This is a genomic window from Aquimarina spinulae (assembly GCF_943373825.1).
In the GTDB taxonomy this organism is placed as follows: Bacteria; Bacteroidota; Bacteroidia; order Flavobacteriales; family Flavobacteriaceae; genus Aquimarina; species Aquimarina spinulae.
Window position 1 is genome coordinate 255,891 of the sequence record NZ_CALSBP010000002.1, and the last position, 23,870, is coordinate 279,760.

Genomic DNA, 23,870 nt, shown 5'->3' on the forward strand with positions numbered 1-23,870 from the left:
AAGCCGTCTATATGTAAAATCAATATTTTACAAACATAAGACGGCTCTTATTAATTGGATGCCATAGTTATTTCAATAATGTAATAACTACTCGTCTGTTTTTGGCTCTACCGCTATTGGTAGTGTTTGTTTCAATTGGTTCATCTTCACCTTTTCCGATTACAGATTGGAAACGGGATTGAGGGATTCCTTTACTTCTTAAAAAGTTAACTACAGATTGTGCACGTCTTTGTGATAAATCATAATTAGATTCTGCAGAACCTGTATCATCGGTATGTCCTTCTAATCTAAGTTTCGTATCCTCTGCCTGAATAAGAAGATTATAAATGGTTTCTAAAGTATTTGCAGATGATCCCGAAATATTTGCACTTCCGGTATCAAAATTAATATTCCATTCTCCAGAAGCTAAAACTTCTTCGGCTTCTTTGGTATAATCTGGTTTGTAAGCAGAACCTGCATCAATATCATTAATATTTTTAATAAAATAAAGATTAACTGCTTCATCATAAGGCACAATCCTTTTTACAGATTCATTAAACCCAAATGGATTAAGTTCATTTAGATAAGAAGATACCTGATTGTAAACTGCCTTATATCGATTGGTTCCATCTGTAATACCATAATATTGCATTACATCTGCATAGTTAAATACTCGTGATCCTCCCATGTTATAATCGATACCATTTTTACTTCCTTTTTGGCCTTTAAACATATCATACCAATACTTTGGAGTTTCTAAATCATATGTTTTGGCAACTGCTTCAGATGCTCTAACTCTCCATTCGTCATATTGCTTCATTTGATTAGAAGCTGTTAACGCTGATTTTAAAATATTACTAACGATTTCGGGATGTTTTACCGACCATTCTTTTACAGCAATAACTGTAGTTGCCATTTGGTTGTTAAATTCTCGTGTAGATATAATATCTGTGAAACCGTTTAACTCATCAAAAACCATTTTATCTCCTGGTGTCCAGGTAGCACATCCATCAACTTTTTTATTAATTGTCTTCCCTGTTAGCTTTCCGTTTCTCACTTCTTTAAGAGGAACTGTCCACCCTGCTTTTTGAGATTTAATAAGTTCTTCTGCAGACTTAATATAGTCATCATCTTGTGAAGGATAAAAATTCACAGCATCAGGATCATAAGTAGTAACATCAGGATTTACTTTTAAACCATTAGCAAAGGCATAGTTTAGAGCAGTTACCCAATCTCCATCACCTAATACTGCAGATATCAAAGCTCCTTTCATACTTTTTGGATCAACTTTCCAGCTTGGTGGTCCAATAAGTTTATCTTCACCATAACTAAGTCCTACGGCACCAACTACCTGCACATGGTATTTATCTTTCCCAAATTTATCGTCTAAAGCCTGTTGCATGGTACTGATATAAAAAGGAGCACCATCTCCCATCATCATAATTGCAAATGCACTTTTATCTGCGTCTGGGAACTCTTCTCCTCTATCAAATTCTTCAATGAATTTCATTTGCATATTTCTCAATTCAGAAAGCCAATCCTGACGGATTATCTCTAAATTCACTCCGTTCTTCTCCATCAAAGAACCTTTGGTTGTTTTTGGTCCTCCGTTAGAAACGATAATACCAGATTGTGCATTCCAGGCATAGGCTGCCATTCTAACAAGAGGTTTATCCTTTACACTTTTTGAAAGGCTATTAGAAGGTAATTCTAGTTTTTCTGATGTAGTAACATTATCTACTTCATCTTTATTTATATTTAACTCATCTAATTGTTTTGCTTCTCCCACTCTTAAACCCGGAGCAAAATAATACACTGCACCTAAGATAGCTCCAAGTAAAATAATTACAATGATAAGCTCGGATAATGTAGTGAGTTTTTTTGTTCTTAAAATCTTACCCATTTTTTAATTTTTATTATAGTTTTTATTTCGGTTAGTTAGTCAAACATATTCCCAAAACCACCACTTGCTTCTTTATCTTCAGCGGTAAGTTTGTAGTTAGGGTTCTTATATTTTTCAGAATCAGGAATATAGTCTTTCCCTGTTTTAATATTATCTGCCAAAGTATCTAATTGCGAGTATAGCTCATCACTATCCATATCATACTTAGAAGTTAGCATATCGATATCTGTTAGATTTTCCTGAGTCTTTGCTATATCCATCGCAATAGTTTCTGTGATCACATCCAGTGCATATTCTAACTCCCAATCTTTGGTAAATAACATCGCTGATTTTGCTCCATCTGTTGCAGCTTTTGCAGATTTTGCAAATTGATATTCCTTTTCCAGCATTTTGATAGTTACTTCAAAATCAGAAATCTTAATATCTATTGCTGTACCGGCAAGCGTTAGTTTTCTATCCAGTTTACCCATTACATTAGCTCTACTACCATATTTTTGGATAAAACTTTTACTTTGTTTTAATTGATGAGCAACTTGCTGTGATTGTGATAATTTTTTTGCTAAAGCACTATGCAGCTCTACATATTCATCGGTATCTTTACCTGCACTACCTTTTTCAGACACTATCGCTTGCATTTTATTTCTGATCTTCTCTGCCTGTTTTTGTAATGTTACTACATGATCCTGAAATTCTTTAGATTCTTTTTCTGCTTTAGAAGCTTCAAGCTCCATATTACTTTTCAATGCTCTTATCTTAGCCTTAGAATCTTTAAAGACTTTTCTATTCATAAGCATTTTTTGTTTTTGCTCCTGCAATTCTCCGAAAGGGTCATGTTTTATCAAGGACTTATGAATTCCTCTTGTAACTCTACGTAAGAATTTTAATATCACTGGTAACATCATGATAAAAAATATCACGAATACGGCTACTCCTGCAAGTGCAATTACCTGTCCCAAAGCTGTAAATAAAGGAGGTAATACATACACCCATGCAGCATACCCTAAACCAGCAAACAATGCTATTTTAAGAAAAGCATTTAGTCCCTTTTCTCCATTTCTCCAATTATTAGGGTTTAAAGAAATTTCCCCTTTTTCATCATCAAAATGTTTTAAAATAGGTAAGTCTAATAAGTGGCTTTTTGATTCTTGATCCATTAATGTATTGCTTATATATTATTTTTAATGCCCTCTACAACTGCTGATATTGTTTCCAAAATTTTTGATCTTGCTTTATCGTTAGCAACAATTTTTTGGTCTATCTCTGATACTTCAGAAATCATATCTGCATCAACCGATTGAAGTAAGTCTTTTTTCACGCTGATTTGATTCTGAATCTCGATTAATTTTTTTTCTAAATCAGAAATTTCAGTATTAAGGGTGTCTTTTCTATTTTTTTGAGTACTCAAAATCTTAGATTTCTTAGAACTTCCTTGATTCTGGTATTGCTTATGTACTTTCTCGATTTCTTTAATGTAAAAATCAGCTTGTGTAAGAAGTGAATTTTTAGATACATTCGAATCTACTCCCTGAGCCATTGTAAAAGCCATCTTATATACAGATGGATCATTAGATCCAACTGCTTTGATCGCTTTAAAAAACTCATAAAAATCATATCCTGGCTTATTAAGAGACTCAAAGCCAGATTCGTACATTTCTATAATTGTAGTAAGCACACTATCACTTACCAAAGTTGCCTTTGGAGGGTGTACTGGAAATTTAGAAACCGATTTCCCTGATTCTGGAAAAGAATTAGAACTAGGTGGTGCTGAAGTTGTTTCTATTGGTTTTTCTCCTTCTGAAGTTTCGTCGTTAATAAAAAGACCTTTCCAGTTAAATTTTTCTTTAGCCATTTAAAATATTTTTGATGAGCTCATTATTGCTAAAATACTGATCCAGGAGGTAAATTTATATAAATTCTTATAAATATTATTGTTTTTTTAACCTTACCAAGCCATGAATTAAAAGCATTTAACAAAACAAATGATCTTGTATGATTTCCTTATTGATTAATAGACTTCATTATATTAGTGTAATAAGAACACAATTTGTTACAACTCATATACGATACTCTTAAAATTCTAAAATACGTCTTTTTACATTATTATTACAATAAAAAGGATTACAAATGTCTCAATCTATTTCTAAAAATGTGCTTTAAACAATACGATATTTACTTCTAAACAGGTTTAAAACATCAAAGCCAAACAACCGATTTTAAAATATTAAACAGGATACGAAAGCCCTAAAACCGAATTTGATATAGATCAAATGATATGTTATAATTTAGATTGACATTTGTAAAAAATGACGAAACGAATTCATTATATCTATTTAAAATTCAAACATTTATACTTAAAAAACTCTATACCTCATCATTCTTTAGCTTTTCACTGTAAACAGTGAAAAACTAGTATTGAATTCTCTTTATTTTTATCATATGATGAGCAAAATCGCCTTTTGATGATCTATTAAAAAAGCAATAAAAGTGTGCCTATGAAACAGAAATTTATCCATAAAAACAAAGTATGGTTTATAGAATCTAAAGGAAAATCTTTTACTACAGAATATGGTGATTATGATTATAATTTAAGAACATCTACAAAAAAGTTTGATTCAGAAGAAAAATGTGAAAAAGAAAAGGAAAAAATAATTCGCTCTAAGTTAAAGAGTAGGTATGAAGAGCTCTCAATTGATATAGAAGGAGTAGAATTAAGTTTACTAGCTGCAATTCATGAGATAAAATTGGGACGTACTCATTCTTTAGAAATTACTTCTAGAGATAAACCCAACCCAATAGTGTTACAAGAAGTCTGTCGATTATCAACTTTAGAAGAATTAAAGATTTCTTCTGATCAATCTATGCCTGATCAGATGGAAACTCTTACTGCACTAAAAAAATTAGAGCTTAGTGAAAACATAGTTGCTTCTATTCCTGATAGTATAGCAAAGTTAAAACAATTAGAATCTCTGCATTTATATGGAGACTATGAATTAACAGAACTTTCTGATGCTATTTTTGATATAGAAAACTTAAAAGAATTACGAATTTCTAATTTGAAGAAGTTACAAACCTTATCTACTAATATTGGTCAACTTCAAAAATTAGAGGTATTTGAAATAAAGGATTGTAAAAGTGGTTTTCAGGAAGAATCTGGTCTTGTAGTTCCTAAGGAAATAGGAAACTTAGCAAACCTTAAAGGACTTACCATTGAAGAATGTAACCTAGATGAAATCCCTCAGGAAGTAGGAAATTTAACTCATCTTGAATCTCTAAACCTGAACAATAACAGGCTTAAAAGTTTATCCAAGTCTATTAAAGAATTAAAAAAACTTACCAAACTCGAACTTTATCAGAACAAGTTAGAATGTATTCCTACTGGAGTCTATGAATTAAGTAGTCTTATATATTTAGAAATCGGTTATAATTTTCTAGAAAAAATAGAAGTTGATTTTCTAAAATTAACAGCTCTCAAAAAATTCAAGTTTAGCGTATTTACCGATACACAAAAAAACATAAAAAACATCCCTGAAAACATCTTAGATTCTGGATTAGAATCAATTAAAGATTTTCTAAAGAATGAATGAAAACAAAATTGAACTAGTTGCTCAAAGAAAAAAACAATGGGTTAACGTACTTCATGATTTTCGTAAAAAAATGTACAATGACTGTGATAGAGCAAATTTTGAAAACATCTTAAAGTATATTTTTGGAGAATCTGATGAGTTACCACAAATAACAAAATCAAAAATATCTATTTTTGATCGTTTACCCATCTTATTTAATCCAATACAAGAATGGAGTTTTATTGATCAACGTCTTCTTGCATTTATATGTAATAGTACTTTTTTTTATATAAAAGATACTTATGCTGAAGGGTATTACAAGGTTTTTTTCGAAGAATGGTTTCTACCTCAACTAAAAACAGAAAAAAAAGAAGAAGACCTCTTTGGTTTAACTCTAAAAGTTTTGGATCTTTTTAATATAGATACGTGGACTTCTCTTTCTGCATATTTAAATGCAACAGAACAAGCATCCTTCTTAAGAGAAGATAAAACTGTTAATTCTGTAGGAAAAGTAATACTCGAACTCATCAAAGAAGATGAGACAAGAACAATACGATTATTAGAAAACCAAAATTACATAGAACCATTATTGTCATTATTAGGTACTGCAGAGCAAAATTTACTCGATGCACTTTTAGAAAAGCTTCCTCTATACTATACAGGAAAAGAAGCTCAAAAACAGATTCGCTTTAGTTGGTTAGAAGAATTGTATAAAATCAATCTAAAAAAATTCGAATCCTTCGTAGTAGAAAAAATGGAAGGTTCTGATTGTATCTGTTCTGTGATGCAATGTTATAGAATTTTATTTACCAATGCCAGAAAAAAATACAGGAAACCAACTGTGGCGCACATAAAAAAAGTGCTACCCTATATTTCAGAACACAATAATTCAAGTCAAAATAGTTGTACTTCTAATTGGCCTTCTACTACGGGATTATTTCGGGATGACATCCCTAAATTTATTGGTTGGGTATGCAAGCATTTTCGAAAAGAAACAAAAACCGAATTGTTCTCATTTGTAAAAGACACAAAACAGCTAAATCTTGAGGTTGTTCAGCATATTGTTGATTGTTACAAACAAGATGCTGTAGAAATTGCAGTAGAAGCCCTAAAAATGAATATCAAGGATAATACTACTATTGCAAATTACAGGCAGTCTTTTGCATTGCTCGAGGGGTTAGACTTCTCTGCATATTATGATCTGGTATGGGAGGTCGCATGTTCTACATATCAGGATTTGGCAGATATAGCTACTTCCTTATTATCTAGATATCCAACTAATGATATTTTTTACAAAGCAAAAGAACTAACCTTGTCAGAAAAAAAAGAGGAAAGAAAAGCCGGAGTTTTTGTCTTAAGTAAAATAAGATGTGAAGAAGCGATCGCTTCGTTACAACCTATAATCGAAAAAGAGATTTTAGAGGATGTACGTAATATTGCTGTATGTTCATTTTATAATCACAAGAATCAGAGTAAAATATCTATTGAAGATATAAAAAAACGTATTCACCTAGCATTGCAAAGAGGGAAACTAGATAATCCTATCCCAAAATGGGCCGGGACTTTACCCGAATTACAATGGCAGGATGGCACTATACTATCAAAAACAGAAATATACTATCTGTTTTACAGACAAATCAGCTCTAAAAAAATTGATGTAGATATAGAAGCAGAACCCATGTATGCGCTACTCGATAAGAAAAAAGGGGCTGACTTTGCTTATACTTTGTTTCAAAATATGGTAGAAAACACAAGTATGAAAGTGGCTGCAAAACCTGGTTTTGCTATTTTAGGAAAATTGGGAGATCACCGATTGGTCGTGCCTCTGCAAAATATTGCTATACATGATAAAAATGTAAACGCCTGTATTATTCTGGGAGTTATAGGAACACGAAGAGCTGCATTAGCATTAGATCAAATTATTCAGCACTTTTATGTGAAGCATTCCAATGTTCGCTGTGCAGCAGAAGAAGCGTTTGAATCTATAGCAGAGCAATTGGGATTGACCTATTTCGAATTGAAAGACAGTATGATTCCTGATTTCAATTTTATAAATCAGAAAAAAGTATTAAGTAACGGATATGTAATATGTATAGGCCCACAGCTTAAGTTTAGTTTTAAAAATAAACAAGGAAAGCAGGTGAAATCAATCACCAAAACATCTGAAGATATCAAAACAACGTTGAAAAACTTAAATGCTATACGTAAACATACCATACACCATTTTAAACATAGCTTAGAGAATTACCTGGTTATACAGAAGTTTTGGAAAACAAAAGATTGGAAAAAATTATTTCTCAATCACCCCATTGCTTTTGCCTGTGGCCAAACTCTGATTTGGCAACAAAACGATGAAGACACCTTCATCATAACTGCAAGTGGTAAATTAAAAAACTATAAACAAGAATCAGTAGATATAAATCATGATGATCAAATACGACTGGCACACCCTCTTTTCCTGAATTCTAAAATAAAAATGAAATGGAAGAAATATTTAGAAAATCAACAAATAATTCCAGTTATTCAACAATTAGATAGAAATATAATCCAACTTCCCAGGAAGTTATATAGGGTAACATTATCTACAAATTTTAAAGGTAGAACCTTAACTGCAGGAAAGTTTAAAACCAGAGCACAAAAAAGAGGCTGGAGAAGAGGAAGTATTGGAGATGGCGGAAGTATATTATCTTATAAAAAAGCTTTTAAGGAGGGGAGAATAGAAGTTTTTGTAGAAACTGATAATTTGCAAATCCAAGGGATGTTTGATAAAGAGGTGGTTTTAGGAAAATGTTTTTTCACTCCCCTGGGGTTTGTTCAAACTGATTGTTTATGGTTTTCAGAACCTCGAAATGAAGCAGACCACCGCCTTATCGCATTACAGGATGTCCCCAAAATTATTTATTCTGAAGCAATGAATGATCTCGAAAAAATCATGAATGACGACTCGTGAAGAAAAATCAAAACAAAAAGAAGAGTTTTAAAACTTAGAGAATAATAAGATGAACACTTTTATTCTTCTTCAAAAAGAATAATTTCTTTTACTGTTTTTAATATTTCTGGGATGTCCTCTTCGGTTAACGTCATCAATATTTCTTCAGTAATCGGAGTTATCGAAACAATCCTATTAGCCTGGCGTTCAATAATTTTTTCAAACAGATTTCGTATTGTTCTTGCATTCCCAAAACCTCTGTGTCTCTTTTCATATATTCTATCCAGAATTTCCATTAATTTTTCTTCTGCATCTTCGGTAAGAATAAAGTCAGCTTTTTTTGCAAAAAGTTTGAAAATGCTTAACAGTGCTTCTGCAGTAAAATGATCAAACTCAAAATATCGGTTAAATCGAGATTGAAGCCCTGGATTAGCTTGTATAAATTCTTGCATTTCGTCTGGGTATCCTGCTACAACAATAACTAAATCATCCCGTTGATCTTCCATCCGTTTTAGCAGAACTTCTATCGCTTCGTTTCCAAAGTCATTAAATCCTCCAGAAGTAAGTGAATATGCCTCATCAATAAACAAAACACCCCCAACCGCTGATTTTATAATCTCATCTGCTTTGATTGCCGTTTGCCCTACGTAGCCTGCCACCATACCTGCTCTATCTGTTTCTACCAAATGTCCTTTCTCCAGATAACCAAGATGCTTATACATTCTTCCTAGCATACGCGCAATTGTAGTCTTACCAGTACCAGGAGGCCCCATAAAAACTGCATGCAATGAATTAGAAGAAGTCTTCAGCCCTTTTTCTTTTCTTATCTTTTGAACCTTTAGAAAATTAGTAAGATCATCAATATTCTTTTTGATATCATTGAGACCTATAAGTTCATTAAGTTCCTGAAGTACAATCTCGAGTGTATCATTTTCTGGCACTTCATTATACCGGGCTTCTTTTACAACTATTTTTGGATGATTTGTTTTATGTGATACTCGTTTTAAAAAATCTCGTTCTTTCTCTGTAATTATTCCATCTGCATTAACGACCAGTGACGCTATTCTACTTAGAAATGAACCTATACCCAGTGAATGGTTATTTTTGAATTTTGCCAAAATAACAGATAAGGCAAATTCGGTTTTAACCTCATCAATAGGTTCAAAAAAGGAAGTATTTCTGATTGTAGCTACATTTTTACTAAACTGAGATGATACAGGAAGTTCATTTAGCTTTTTTAAATCATAAGTCTTACTTAAATCCTTTCCTTGTAATTTTTCATAAAAATACACCAGAATAAATTTCACTTTTGCTGATACTTTAGCAGCATCAGCATGTATATCTTCAAAATCATCAAATACCTTAACAATATCATGTAAAAGTATATGTTCTGCTTTATAATCTACACTCTGAAAACTATCGTCTACAATAGAAGTGATTGTATTTCGAAATTCATTATTTGTATTTAAATTTTGGCAAATTGCCAATGCTTTATTTCCTTCTTTTTTAAGGATGTCAAGATATGCTGAAGAAATTTCCAATACCCCCGGGTTTTTTTAAATAAATGTATACTATTGTTTGAATCTTTTCACCAAAGATAATGAACTCATTTAATAACTAATGTGTAATATATGCCCGGTAATTTATACCATAAAAAACAAAGCCGCTTATTTCGATGAAACAAACAGCTCTGTTCAAACCTAATTATGTTTTTTTTTGTTATTCTATAACTAATTTTCTCACCTGGCTCGCAGATGAAGTTTCTAATAGCACAAAATAGATTCCTGATGGTAATATCGACATATCATAGTCGAATGTATAGGTATCATTGCCTTCTCCAGATTTCGAATCGATAAGGGTATTATTAATCATATTAAAAATCTTAACACTGATAGGTTGTGATTTTTGTAAATCTACTTCTACTTTAAACCTTCCGTCTGTAGTAGGGTTTGGATATACCAGGTAATCAATAAAACTCTGGATATCTGGATTTTCTTCTCCTTCACCATCGTTTTCAATTTCTTTTTCTACAACAATAACTGTTTTTGTAGTCATAGCAGTACACAACCCGCGGTAAGTTTGCAATGTAATCTCATACTCTCCCGGAGTCTCAAAAATCGCTTCTGCATAATTATCATCTTCATAAGTTACAACAGCTTCTTCTGGGAATATCCAATCTACATTATCTGGTATGGGATCACTGTTATCTACAATAACAAATTTCTCTCCAACAAATACCTGAGTAGAGGCAAAAAAGTTAGCCGTGATATCTTCTGTAGAACTATCTATAAAAATACTATCAGATCCTACACATCCTTTAGAATCGGTAACAACAACCTGGTAAATACTTGACTCACTTACTTCAATAACAGCATCTGTACTGCTATATTCATTTTCTGAAGTCCATAGATACGTTGCGTCAGGATCCGTTATTGTTGCATCTAATACAATGCTCTGGTCTTTACATAATGTAACATCTTCTCCTATATCAACTAATAATGCTGCAGGGTTATCCAGAACATATTCTCTTGTGATCTGACATCCTTTAGCATCTGTAATACGAACAGAATATGTACCAGCACAGATATTGGTTAGATTCTTTCCTGTCTGGCCATTGCTCCACTGGTAATTATATGGAGCGGTTCCTCCTAATGTTTCTAAAATAATAGTACCATCGCACCCTTCATAACATGTAGGAATCGTTTGCGAATGATTTACATCTAATGCTTCTGGGGCAATCGTAATAGTCTGGTTTGTAACGTAACATCCTCGTTTATCTGTAACCTCGACACTATATGTACCTCCTACAACATTTTCTATTCTATCGCCAGTATTTCCTGTATTCCACAAATAGTTATATGGCCCCGTTCCTCCATCTACCTGAGCTATAATTACCCAATCCTCTCCATCTCCACAATTTTTAAAATCTACATCTAGCTCTAATCCTAATTCTTTGGGTTCTGTTAGTGAAAAATCTGCACTAGTTACTTTGACTCCCATGGCATCGGTAACAATAACATAGTAGTTTCCTTCTGTAATGCCCTCTAGTAAAAAACTATCTGAACCAACAACACTATTTTCATCAGCATCAAACCATTGATAGGTATATTGTTTTGCTCCGCTAAATGGTGTACCTCCTTCTGCTCTGGCATTTAAACTACCTGTAGCATCTCCATTACATAAAATCACATTTACCTGTTTTACTTCTACTTTTAAGATCGGGGGATCGTATACATCAACATCTGGGATATACAAACTACATCCATTAGCATCGATAACCGTTAAAGAGTACTTTTCTGACCCGATGTTACTAAGTACATTTGTTGTAGAGCTTTGTAATACATTACCAGAATCTCTCCATTCGTAGCGATAAGAAGGGGTTCCTCCTGCTATATTTACTGTTATACTTCCATCTCTTGCTCCACTTGATGAAGGATTCACTCTAATAATATCTCCATTAACAAATAATCCCGGAGGTTGATTAATTTCAATTGTTTTTGTTATTATACAGTTATTGGCATCGGTAACCGTTATTTTATAATTACCTGCCTGTAATGAAGATAAATCTTCGCTATTCTCTCCTGTGCTCCATCTATATGAATATGGTTGTACCCCACCTTTAACAGTTATATCTATGCTTCCATTAGCATCTCCTCTACACAACAAATGAGTTACATTTTGATCTATCTCAAGAACTTCGGGCTCCCCTACAGTATAAGTATCATCATGTGTATTTCCATTGGCATCGGTTACAATAACTGTATAGGTTCCAGCACCAACGACTGTGGTTTGTGGTGTTGTAAAAAGAATATCTGTCGGATCTTTTTGCTCATACCATTGATATGTATAGTCTCCTATACCTCCTTGCGTAGTTGTAGATAAAGGTACTACTGTATCTTCTCCATAACATTGAACTCCTTCACCTTCTGATAATGGTATAATAGCAACTATCAATTGGTTAGGTTCTGTGATTTCCCGGGTTATTGATACACTACAGGCATTAGCATCGGTAACCACTAATTCGTATCTTCCAATCTGAAGCCCATTAATATCCTGGCTCGAAGCTGTGTATAAAGGGTCATCCAGGTTTTTCCATGCATAACTATACGGAGTTGTTCCTCCTTTTACCTCTAAGGATATGCTTCCATCTCCTGCTTTAAAACCTGTTAAATTAACAGTCACAACATCATAAATTTCTAATGCAGCATCGGGCTGTTCGATAGTAATAGCTTCACTAAGGGATGTTGTACATAAATTGTCGTCTATAACGACTACTTCATAAGTACCTGCTGGCATGTTTTGCAAGTCTTCTGTAGTAGCTTCAAAATCCGGATCCTCAACTTTTGTCCATCTATAAGTATAGGGCAGGTAAGCTCCTGTTCCCGGATCTTTTGGACCTCCTTCTACCGTGATATCAATAGCTCCTGTTGTATCCCCATAACAAAGAATTTTTGTAGAGGCACTACTAAGTTTAACGACAAGATCTTCTGGTTGAGTAAGATCGATAGTAGCCTCGGCAGTAGCTCCCTGAGAATCATTGGTTACTACTTTATATTTTCCTGCTTTTAACCTCTCTAACCGATCAAGTGTAAGATCTGTATTGATAGAAACATCTCCACTACTTTCTATTTTATACCATCGATATTCAAAATCTTCGGAAGTTGATTCTATAGGGTATCCTCCCTCTACGGTAGCTACAAGTTCTCCCAAAGCATCATCATGGCATAGGATAGGGTTTTCTATCTTTATCTCTACAAACATAGGAAGAGGTTGCTTTACTTCAAAGGTTTTTTCGACCACACAACTATTCGTGTCTTGTACCAAAATTGTATATATACCATATGATAAATTATCTATATCCCTCGTTGTTTTGATAAAGCTTGCATCTCCTAGTTTACTCCAGCTATACGTATATGTTCCTACTCCTCCTATAACATCTTCCAAGGTAACACTACCATTGGTACCGTCTACTGTAGTAGCATGCACTATAGTCTTTTTTGTAATGATAATCTCATCGGGTGAGGTTAGTTTAACGGTTTGAGGAGTTGAAATTTCACAACCATTAGCATCTTTTAACCAAATAGTATATGATATTGCTTCTAATCCTTCTAAGGTTAGATTGGTCAAATCATCCTCTGAGATATACGTCTTTTTATCATCTATAGAAAAATAATAAGGACGAGTACCTCCCTGAGGTTTGGTAATGATTTTTCCATCCTTACCCGAAAAACACGAAACATTCTCTGTTTTATCTATAGTCAAAATTAACTCTTTTGGTTCTTCAAAATCTTTAGAAGTATCTACAAAAGTATACCCGTCCTCTACCTTAACACTATACTTACCTGCTTCTATACCTGAAAGCGTATTAGACTCTTCTCCTGCTATTGGTTTACCATCCTTATACCATTGATAGGTATAACTTAAAGATCCTCCCTTAACATCTGCTTTCAATGTTCCTACGCCATTATAACATGGTATAGGAACTGTTTCTTCTATGGTAACGATAAGTTCTCCCGGTTCTTCAACTGGTATAACTGCTGATTTTACTTCACAACCATTATCATCTTTTGCAATAGCCACATAATCACCTGCTTTCAAACCTGAAATAGATGTGCCTGTATTAGAAACAGGAGTTCCGTCTTTCTCCCATGTTATAGTGTAATTTGGCTTCCCTCCTGTTACATTAATCTCTATGGCTCCTTTGTTATCATTAAAAACCTTATTATGAACCACTTTAACAGTCTCAATATCGATCTTAGTGGGCTGATCTATAAGTTGTCTTCCTGATATATCTGAATCACAATCAGTTGCATTACGATCCCTTACTCTAAAACGATATCCCGGCATTGTATTGGCATCTAATGCAAACACATTACTGTCTTGCCACACTGAAGTTGTTGCTCCCGTCCATACTGCGTATTGATAGGATCCAGAACCTCCACCTGTAGCTGTAATGGTTACTTTGGCTTTCTCACCATTACATAATATAGGTTGAATATTAATATCGGTAATAGTAATTGGTAAAGGAACATTATCAAATTTAATTCCTGTTTGCTCTGCCCTACCAGATCGGTTATCGGTAATCACCACATCATAATTACCCTGACTTCCTTTAATAGAAGCACCTGTTCCATAAGCATTACCATTTTTTTTCCATGAAATGGTGTAAGGTGGATACCCTCCTATCAAACCAATCACTTCTAGTATTCCATCGGTTGCATCAGAACAACTGGGATCTTGTTTTTGTATATCAAATTGTATCGGTAAGGGATCTTTTATTTCTGTAAACGCATATCGTTGCGTACACCCATTAGCGTCTTTATATTCGATCTCATGCGTCCCTTTTGGTAAACTCATTATATCAAAACCTTTGGCACCAGCTCTTTGTGTCTTTGTATTGGTAGATGACCCATTAATAAAAATAGTAGCATCATAATACGCACCACTACCATCTGTTTTGGGCGTACCTCCCCATACTTTTTTTACACGAATACTTGCATCTGTGTCTCCAGGTTTTCCAGGAGGGGTAATATCACCTTCTTCATGCTGGATTTGTGTAGCCTTATTTATTGTGATATCAGTCTTAGAAACTGCACAATTACCATTTTTACTTACCCACACGGTATAGGTAGCAGGAGGTAAATTCTCAATAGTAACACCAGATCCTGTAAAACCCGTCCAGTTTGTTCCATCTAAAGAATATTGATTAGCACTACCTGAAGTTATATTTATGTCTATTTTACCTTTATCACCATAACATTTTTGATGAGTTGGAGATGCTGTAAAATTAATTGCTGGAGGGGCTTTTAATTCAAAAGTCTTATCGGCTCCACTATTACAATTTTCGATTAATTCTCCATCAAGGGTCCCACCGGTAACTCGCAGAGTATAATCACCTGCTTCCAAATCTGTCGGTGTCCAGGTATATTGTTTACCCGAAAAGTCTTTACTCCCAATAGTTTTATTTTTATCGGGAATACCGTCTAATCGTAAAACAAAATCCATTGTTTCATTCGCTTTCAATGCCCGATCAAAAGTAATCGTAAAACCGCCATCTTTACTACTAGGGCACGAAGGGTGTTTTTCTTGTATTGAAACTACCTTTGGTAAATCTGGCAAATACACAATGGTAAGTTGATTAGAAATACTTCCATCTCCACAATCTGGATTAATTCTTACCCTCATATTTTTTCTTACCACTTGATTACGATCCGCTGCATTGGGGTACAGATCACTTAGAGCTAAGGCAATATTAGGTTGCCCAATTTTACTGGTATTTCGTATAGGTCGCCATCCATAATCTACCTCTTCGGTTAACGGACCAGTAGCCATATAGTCATCTAATCTTTGCTGAGCCTGATTTCTTCTTCTAAGTTCAGGTCTACACCATTTTACATGACCTTCTGCAGCTATACAACTATTTAATTCTTGTTCCGCTTCTTCTAATTCTCCCTGTAGCTGGACAAGAGTACGATGAGGTACAGTCCTTTTACCCACAATATCAAAAAACTCCCACTTATAAATACTATTTCCTATATCAAAACCAGTGGTAGCCTGAATATCTACAGCACTACTCTTGCATATATTATAGTGGGCTGTAACATCTTTACCGTCTTTATAGGACAAACTTATTTTGGGGCTTATTGATATTGTAACAAAACCAGGAAAATCTGGATGATAAATAGTTCCGCGTACAGGTGTTATATTGTCGTATTTTTTATTTTGGCAATATCCCTGAATATTAACTACTTTTTGTTGCAATTTACCGGCTATTTTACAACGACTAACACTATTCTTTTTTTTATTTTTCTTAGTATCGAACTGTATTGCAACAATTTTATTACTTGCTGTAAACTCCTTCTTATACTCATAACTTTTTCTAAAAAAATTGTTATAATCAAAAGGAATTACTTCTCGATTTCCATTAGCATATATTAAAGTTACCTTTTGCATCCCTGGAGAACCACAATTCTTTCCTGCCAAGCCAATATACCCATTAATATTCATCACAAAATCTTGTGCATGTATCATAGGTACAGAAATCAAAAGTGCTAAAACTAGTACTATCCTTTTCATATCTTTTCTTTAATATTCTACTTCAATTTTTTTAATTGGGGATTTAGCCCTCGAATCGAATACTGCCTGTAATAAATAGGTGTATTTTGTATTTACGGTGAGTTGGTGATCTGTAAATTTGGTTTCTGTATTCGAAAATATCTTATATCGTGTAGGCTGTTTTCCTTCTTCTGCTTTGTATAATAAAAACTCTTTAACTCCTTTTGCAGTATATCTCCAGTTTATCCCTATTTGTCTTTCTTCACGGTTTACAACTGCAGTAAACCTATCTATTTCTGGTTTGGATTTGTTATCCGGTAAGCTAATCGTTAAAGGTGTTACCGGTTCTGACTCTAATCCAGATTCATCCACAGTTACCAGGGTATATAGATAGGTTAACGCAGGTATTGCAGTAGCATCTTGATACCGATTCTCGGGGATATCCGTTTCTGATACCAACTGCCAGGGGGATTCTTTGCCTTTTTCTTTACGATACACCAGGGTTTTTGAAGCATCAACACTACTACTGGTTATCCAATGTAATTCTACTACTCCATTATCTGCACTAAATGATTTAAAAACTGGTTTTGTAGGTGGTATGATATCGGGTTTTTTAAGCACCACTACTTCAGAAAACCCCGAAGGGTTATATCGTTTATCAAACGCCTGAACTTTATAGTAGATTTTATTGTTCAGGGTTTTTATATTTACCGTATCTACAATAGTATTTTGGGGTATGGTACGAAAGGTGATCTGGGTAAACTCTTCATTCTCAAGATTTGCTCTAAACACACGATATCCCAAAAAATCGGGTTCGGTATTGGCATTCCATTGTAATTGTACTATTCCTGTAGAGTCAATAACTCCCGTAAGTCCAAAGGGAGTTACTGGTGGGGTATCATCCACGGGTTGCACCATCTGCGGAAACGAAGCTCTTTTTGTACCGTCTACCCCAACGGCTGTTATTGTAAAGTAATTAATTACACTTAAATTTTTGAACTCCAGACTTCTTGTCGTCTTAGCAATATCAGGAACCACTATCTGGTAGTTATCTTTGATAGCATCTGATCTGTTTAATTCGAAATGACTAAGGGTTTCTAATCCTTCTTCGGGGAATTCCCAGGTGATTATTGCCGTGGCATTATCAGATTGTAACTTTGCCTCTTGTATTGCCGGGTTGTATTCTAAAGCTTTTTTACCAACTCCTACAACAGTCTTAGAAGGAGGGCTTATTTGTCCAAAGGGCGATATCCCTTTTATCCTATACCGATATTCCTTATTATTTTGTGGTAAACTATCAATATAAAACATACGATCTGTAGTCTTTTCCTCTTTTTCACCCATATTAATTATGGGTACATCACTTACAGGTGTATATGTAGTACCATTATCTTCTGATCGTTCTATAATATAATTATTATAATAATCTGCGAGTGATGTAGAATTCCAGCTTAGTAGTACACTTTTATCCTTAAATATCCCAACAAGATCTCTTGGTTGTGGTAATTCGATATAATCGGATAGTCCAAGGTATACTCCACCATGTGCTACACTCATTTTTTCTTTGGGGATAGCTGTCTTAATATTATAAAGATATCGCTCATCGGGTTTTACATCGGTATCTACATAGGCCAATCCAGAATACTTTGCTACTTCAAAGTTTTGATCTGCTGCGTACAGTGCAAAAGAGAAGCGTTGCTCCATAGCTTCAGACAGGTTCACAATACTCATCATATCATTCCCTCCTTCTTCCAGTTCTGCATCAAAGTCATCGCCATAGATAGCCTGTGCAGCAATAGCTGCATAATCATTCTGGCTGGCAAATTCTTCCCATGCTGCTAATGGTTTAGGAAGTATCGGTGTTGTTGTGATTTTTTTTATTTCTGGTTCTCTAAGAATCTCTCCTGCTCTCACAATAGTTTTACGTTCTATAGTAAATCCGTATTTGTTAGCATATTTCCATGCTGTAGGAGTGGTAACCGCCCATCGTAACATAATAGCTTCTTTGGTCACCCTACTTATCACCTGTACCGACGGAGGTTCATCTCCAATAGGTTTTTGACTCCATATTGGGGACGATAACAGCAATACTATCCCAAGGAATACCTTTTGAATCGTTTTGGTTTTACTTATCTCCATACTTGTATGATATTATATCACTACCTCTATGTATTTGCCCGGGTAATACATATTGCAATTTGGTTTTATAAGTCTCTTTTTTCATTATCGGAAATGGTCCTACTACCAGATCTCTATATTGTTGCATAGTTTCCCAAGGAAGACTCGAATTTGTTAATTGATATCCTAAGTCTACATAGTCCCGATAATAGTACAGAGTTAAGTCATAACGATATGGATTATAGGTTCTAATTCTGTCATTAAGATCATTCTCCAGATATGTCAAATACCATGATTGTGGCTCCACACCTTCTACAGGAGGAACACCTACTTTGGTGACATCTCTTTTTACCGTAATGCTATTCCCTATTGGATAATTTTCATAAAGCAAAGGTTTAATCTCTTTTTTATAGTATGTATCATTATGAGCAGCTATTGCCTTAATTAGAGAAGTACCTCCTGAATACTGATTCCCAGATAGTTCTACCATATCAAAAGGCTCAATTGGGTCTATTTTTGATACGAGAACCATCCCATAAGGTTTTGTAATAAGGTCATACAAATCCTTATCTGTATTCATTGCTTTCATCTTTTTCTTAAAAGTGGTATACTCGCTTGTTCTAAAATCATAGGTCAATAACTCTCGTTCTTCTCCCTGGGTAACCACTCCTTCGGCTTTTCGAGTTCTTATCTCAACATCATTTCCAGATTCATCATCCCCTAATTCTGTTTTTGTATAGGATTCGGTTATGTTACCCGAGTCATCCTTTTTTGGAGGAATCAATTTAATCTCTACATTGTATGATGTCTGAGTACTTATCGTTTCCGGAATAGCATAGGTGAGTTGTTTTTCGCCTCCATTATATGCGAAATTTTCAACCAAATCTTCTCCAGAATCAGTACTCATCGTCATATTTTTATTCCAGCTAGGTACCGGATCAAATAGATATGATTGTCCTCGTTTTAGATTGATATATCCAATGTTGTATTCTTTGGCAAAGAAGTTCTTTTGTCCTAGTACGGGATACATATATTCGATATTGTGTAATGGAATTGTTTTTGGTGCTTCTCCTGTAGTAAAATTCACTTCTTTGGCCTCTGTAGATACACTTCCATTTTCTTTGATGATCTGCCATTGTCCATTTTTATATTCTTCAAAATGTAACTGTACAAATGCTTTGAGTTGGGTATTTGGTGGTAATATTTCATGAGAATAGAATACGGCCATATCATTATTATTACCCCATTTTATTTCTCCCTGAAGTAATTGCCCTTCTTTACTTACTTCAAATTTATCCATAAGAATACGGTACTTTTGATCTCCAGAATCATCCGGGATTTCAAATACTTTATTGATTGGCATATTAAATACGACTTGCGGTGCAGCAAAGACATCTACATCTACCGAGCTCTCTTCTGGGGTCATATCCCCTATAACGGCCATACCATCAAGTACACCTCCTTGTTCAATTTCACATTTATCTCCAAGCTCTATTTTAAATCTAAAACTTCCTTTAACCAGGCCTCCCAGAATACGATAACGACCTGCTAAATATCCTTTAAACCATGCCGGATTTGGGAATCGGGATTGCATTAGTATAGCTCCTCCTCCATTAAAAATGGATACTTTCTTTTTAAATCCAAATACTTTGATTTTTAATCCTACTTTTCCTTGCATATAAGCATAGGATTGCCCGTTAGCATACCAGCCATTCATTCCTATTTGTTCTGAAGAACCTTTACAATGTGCTTCTCCATAGTCCTTAAGCATAAGATCGAATCCTATTCCCGCATCAAATCGCGCATAGAAAATCAAAAACCTAAGATCTCCTGTACTTACACTTACACTGGACCCAAATGCTAACCCTTTACCTGCCTTGAGAGAGTTAAGGTCTCGTGTATAATCTAATTTTGATGCATCTACTCCTAAAAGGTTGGCGACAATATCGGGTGGTGGCGGGCTACCTGGGATATTATCTCCCGACATGAAGTAGCTTTTTGTTTTCATTTTAACAAACCCCAGATTTAATGCTACTCCTATAGGATCATTAGGGGTTCCTATCAAAATATGCCACTCGTTTGGATCTACGTAAAAATCCATCCATCCTGCTCGTCCATTGTTTCCAACACCTTCAAGGATTCCGAAAAGGTTCACATATACCTCTGACGTAGAATGAAAAACATCATTCACAAAATCATAACCAATAAATACATCTGCTGTAATTGCTCCATCAGGAGTAAATGGTGGTTCTCCATCATATCCTACATTACTGGCAATATCACTTAATTGATCATTAATTGCGTCATAAAAATCAGATGGTAACGAAGCAATAAGCCTACCATGGCCTTTCATATATATTTCCTGTAATCCTCCTGACCGTAAAAACGCCATCCCGAACTCTACTGTTGCATTAAAAAGATCTGGTGATCCTGCTGTGATAATCCCTACCGATGCTTTCATTCCAAAACCATTCTCATTATAGGGTTCATAAATTACTCCTGAGCTAGATGCTCCTATCTGAGTGTATTGTGCATCTTTCTGCTTTGTAGTCCCAGCCATCTTCATGCGGTTATAGAAACCTCCTCCAAACGCATTAATCTCAAACCCGGGAAAAATAGGAATCCCTTGCGGTAAAGTCACACTGGCATCTGCGTACCAATATCTAAAACTATCGGTTTTTCCAAACAAAGCTTTGGCCTCTACCTCTAGTTTCATTCCTGTAGTAAACTTGGCTCCTACTGCCCCGGCAAAACCAGTACCATAAGTTGGGTCATCTTCAAAAATAAAGATGGCTCCTTTTAGCTCCATTCCTGCCACAGACATTTGCAAGAAAATTCGTTCGAGGTCTATGCCATCATATTTCCAGCGATCTCTCCCTTCACTTTGATCTAAGAGCGCATTAATTTTTAGTTTGGCTCCTCCACCATTAGCTCCGTCTCCTTCTGAGGTAAGATTGATATTAAAATCAAAAACAAGCGCTGCTTTATTATCAGAAGGGGTTTCTAATCCTATTTCATTAACCGTTAAAGGGAAATTAGCAATTTTCATTTCTCCTTTATACCCAAAATAACCAACCGAAAATTTTGGAGATTCGGTTTGTATGACCATTTCCTTAAATACAATTCCCTTAAAATCGACAGTCTTATCTTTTTTAGTATCTGTCGATGTGCTTTCTTCTTTTTTTAACCCAGATGCAATATTTATAGACCCGTTTAAGCTTGCTTTAGGCCTAAACTTATCATCTTTAACCTTTAGTTCTATATACGATTCTGGTGTTAAGGTTACTTCGGCATTCCATACATCAAAATTAATATCTTCGGTATTAGATACACTAAGGGTATATTCATCGGGTTGGATTATTGCGGTATAATTTACCTTATCGACTTCGGATACAGGTAATATGATCTGTCCCTCAAATTCTCCTCCTTTTAACTTATTTACTTCAATATCCAGTAAAAAGTGATCTAACGAAAATGCCCATCCCGAAGCTGATCCTTCGTCTAATGTAAGAATATTATCTCCTGTAAATTTACCGGTTACTCCCTGGCCATCGATAATCAGGTTATGTGCTCCAAAAGCAACTCTTTCATCATTATTTTGTTTCTCGAATGCTTTGGGTAAAACAACTTCTAAATCTTGTACGTATACTCCTCTCCACAAATTGGGGTTCTCGCCATAATATGTATTTAGATATCCTGATGGCATCGACTCGTCATTACGTAAATCACTAAAATCCAGTACTGCATTTTTTAGTTTAAAAGTAGTCTCTTCTGCTGCTCCTGTGATCCCAAATTCGGGTAATGATATGTTGACTACCATATCATTCCAATCTTCTGCTACTATTTTAAAATCACTATCAACATAGCCTGTTTTCTTTTTACCGTTTTTATCTACCGGAAATAATAATCCATCGGTGAATTTGATATTGGCATCTATCCCCAATTCCTTAAAACCAGAACAGTCGATTACTGCATAGGTGCCTGGGTTTTCAAAACTCCCTTTTAAAGTAAGTAAGATGGCGCCACTATTAAGATTCATCGTATATTGTGAAATTAGGTGTAGCCTGGCATCTCCATCTATCCCACCATCATGAGATAGTTTGATATTAGATGCCCCTAAAATCAATACATCTTTTTTCTTTTTTGTCGTCGTGGTTGTTCCTTCTGCTGTGGTTGTTGATGTAGTTGTGGTTTCTGGTAATTCTACCCTAAGAAAAACGGTAAGTTCTGTATGCTTAGGTTTAAAAACAGCTTTGGCGATCCCAACGGTATAGGTTACATTACTAATAGTAACCGGTTTAATAGCAACAGGTAGTTCTTTTAATTTATCATTGGTAAGCTCTTCAATATAATTCTTTGTATTGTCAATGGTTTCAAATACACCATTAGCTATCTCAAGCCAATTCTTGTCTTGTTCGGCATTAGGCCCATTAAACTGAAACCCCTCTGTGACTCCAAATCCAGATGTTTTCTCCTCTATTATAGGAGTGTCGAACTTCTCGAGTGACTTAAAATCTCGAAAAGTCTTAGCTTGTTTTACAGGTACAATTTTGGTATGGGTAACTGTGGTATTGTTATGCAAACTATCCTTAACCGGTTCTGCTTTTTCGCTTTTAGTATCTTCTGTTTTTTTCTCTGTAGCATATAACATGTCATTTGCCAACAAACTTGTTGTAGATAAACAAAGACATAATACTAATGCGAATCGTAGTACTTTATTCATAGGCTCTGGGGCAAAATTATCTTTTAAAAAAAATGTATGTTTACAGGTTTTTTGATTTCTAACCCGTTGTTAAAAACATAGTTTTTTTTATAAGTTGATTAACATTATGCAAGTTTATTAATAAGCCAAATGGGAAATATCACGGTTTTCAGGGGTTTTACGTTTTTACCTTACTTTTTTTACAAAAAACAACAATTAAACACCTGATTATCAGTATGAAAAATACTCCAGCTTTTAAAAAATGGTAGAACTTAGAAGTAGTATTTCTTTATTAAAGCAAAAAAGCTCTTATGTAGAGCTTTTTTGTTGAGATTGATTCTACAAGGTCTGGAGACTTTGCGAAATATAGAGTGATCAAATATTAATTTTTATACTCAAATCGAAGGAATAATTTCTCTTATTTTATATGACTCATAATCATTTCTAATTTGTTCAGCTAAATCTTTCAATTGCTCAAAATTGAAATTTTCTTCAGTACTATTTAATTGAAAACTTTTAGATACATCTACATAACTAGAATAGAACACAACTGAGATTATTTTTTTACCATCCACTTCATAGAGAACAAAATCCCAGTTATTTTTAAATAATTGTTTCATT

At 34.5% G+C, this 23,870-nt stretch carries 10 protein-coding genes; 2 read left to right on the plus strand and 8 right to left on the minus strand.

The window, feature by feature from the left end; translation table 11 throughout:
• Nucleotides 1-67 precede the first annotated feature (67 nt).
• From NNH57_RS06870 to NNH57_RS06880, 3 genes are read right to left on the minus strand one after another with little or no spacing between them, the layout of a single operon-like run.
• On the minus strand, nucleotides 68-1,882 hold the full coding sequence (locus NNH57_RS06870; RefSeq protein ID WP_074409217.1) for an OmpA family protein: 1,815 nt from the start codon (nucleotides 1,880-1,882) through the stop codon (nucleotides 68-70).
• 35 nt (nucleotides 1,883-1,917) lie between these two features.
• Nucleotides 1,918-3,036: a TMEM70/TMEM186/TMEM223 family protein gene (locus NNH57_RS06875; protein ID WP_024771352.1), complete on the minus strand. Its 1,119-nt coding sequence runs from the start codon at nucleotides 3,034-3,036 to the stop codon at nucleotides 1,918-1,920.
• A gap of 11 nt (nucleotides 3,037-3,047) precedes the next feature.
• Entirely contained in the window at nucleotides 3,048-3,731 is a 684-nt protein-coding gene (locus NNH57_RS06880; RefSeq protein ID WP_074409218.1) for a hypothetical protein, read from the minus strand.
• Between the two features lie 643 nt (nucleotides 3,732-4,374).
• On the opposite strand from NNH57_RS06880, the gene NNH57_RS06885 reads away from it, so the two are divergent.
• Entirely contained in the window at nucleotides 4,375-5,466 is a 1,092-nt protein-coding gene (locus NNH57_RS06885) for a leucine-rich repeat domain-containing protein (RefSeq protein WP_108809420.1), read from the plus strand.
• A complete protein-coding gene (locus NNH57_RS06890) occupies nucleotides 5,459-8,395 on the plus strand; it encodes a DUF4132 domain-containing protein (protein WP_108809419.1) in 2,937 nt (978 codons plus the stop codon). The genes NNH57_RS06885 and NNH57_RS06890 overlap by 8 nt, the downstream gene beginning before the upstream one ends.
• Nucleotides 8,396-8,454: 59 nt before the next feature.
• Here the strand turns inward: NNH57_RS06890 and NNH57_RS06895 are convergent, their stop codons facing one another.
• The 5 genes from NNH57_RS06895 to NNH57_RS06915 all read right to left on the minus strand — a co-directional run bounded on the left by NNH57_RS06895 (nucleotide 8,455) and on the right by NNH57_RS06915 (nucleotide 23,869).
• Nucleotides 8,455-9,915: an AAA family ATPase gene (locus NNH57_RS06895; RefSeq protein ID WP_108809418.1), complete on the minus strand. Its 1,461-nt coding sequence runs from the start codon at nucleotides 9,913-9,915 to the stop codon at nucleotides 8,455-8,457.
• Between the two features lie 178 nt (nucleotides 9,916-10,093).
• Complete coding sequence (locus tag NNH57_RS06900; RefSeq protein ID WP_108809417.1) at nucleotides 10,094-16,450, minus strand: T9SS type A sorting domain-containing protein; 6,357 nt, start codon at nucleotides 16,448-16,450, stop codon at nucleotides 10,094-10,096.
• A gap of 9 nt (nucleotides 16,451-16,459) precedes the next feature.
• The gene (locus tag NNH57_RS06905) at nucleotides 16,460-18,568 is read right to left on the minus strand and encodes a fibronectin type III domain-containing protein (protein ID WP_108809416.1); all 2,109 of its coding nucleotides are present in this window, start codon (nucleotides 18,566-18,568) and stop codon (nucleotides 16,460-16,462) included.
• Entirely contained in the window at nucleotides 18,555-23,270 is a 4,716-nt protein-coding gene (locus tag NNH57_RS06910) for a hypothetical protein (protein ID WP_132065748.1), read from the minus strand. The genes NNH57_RS06905 and NNH57_RS06910 overlap by 14 nt, the downstream gene beginning before the upstream one ends.
• A 374-nt stretch (nucleotides 23,271-23,644) precedes the next feature.
• Entirely contained in the window at nucleotides 23,645-23,869 is a 225-nt protein-coding gene (locus tag NNH57_RS06915) for a hypothetical protein (RefSeq protein ID WP_108809414.1), read from the minus strand.
• Nucleotide 23,870 lies beyond the last annotated feature (1 nt).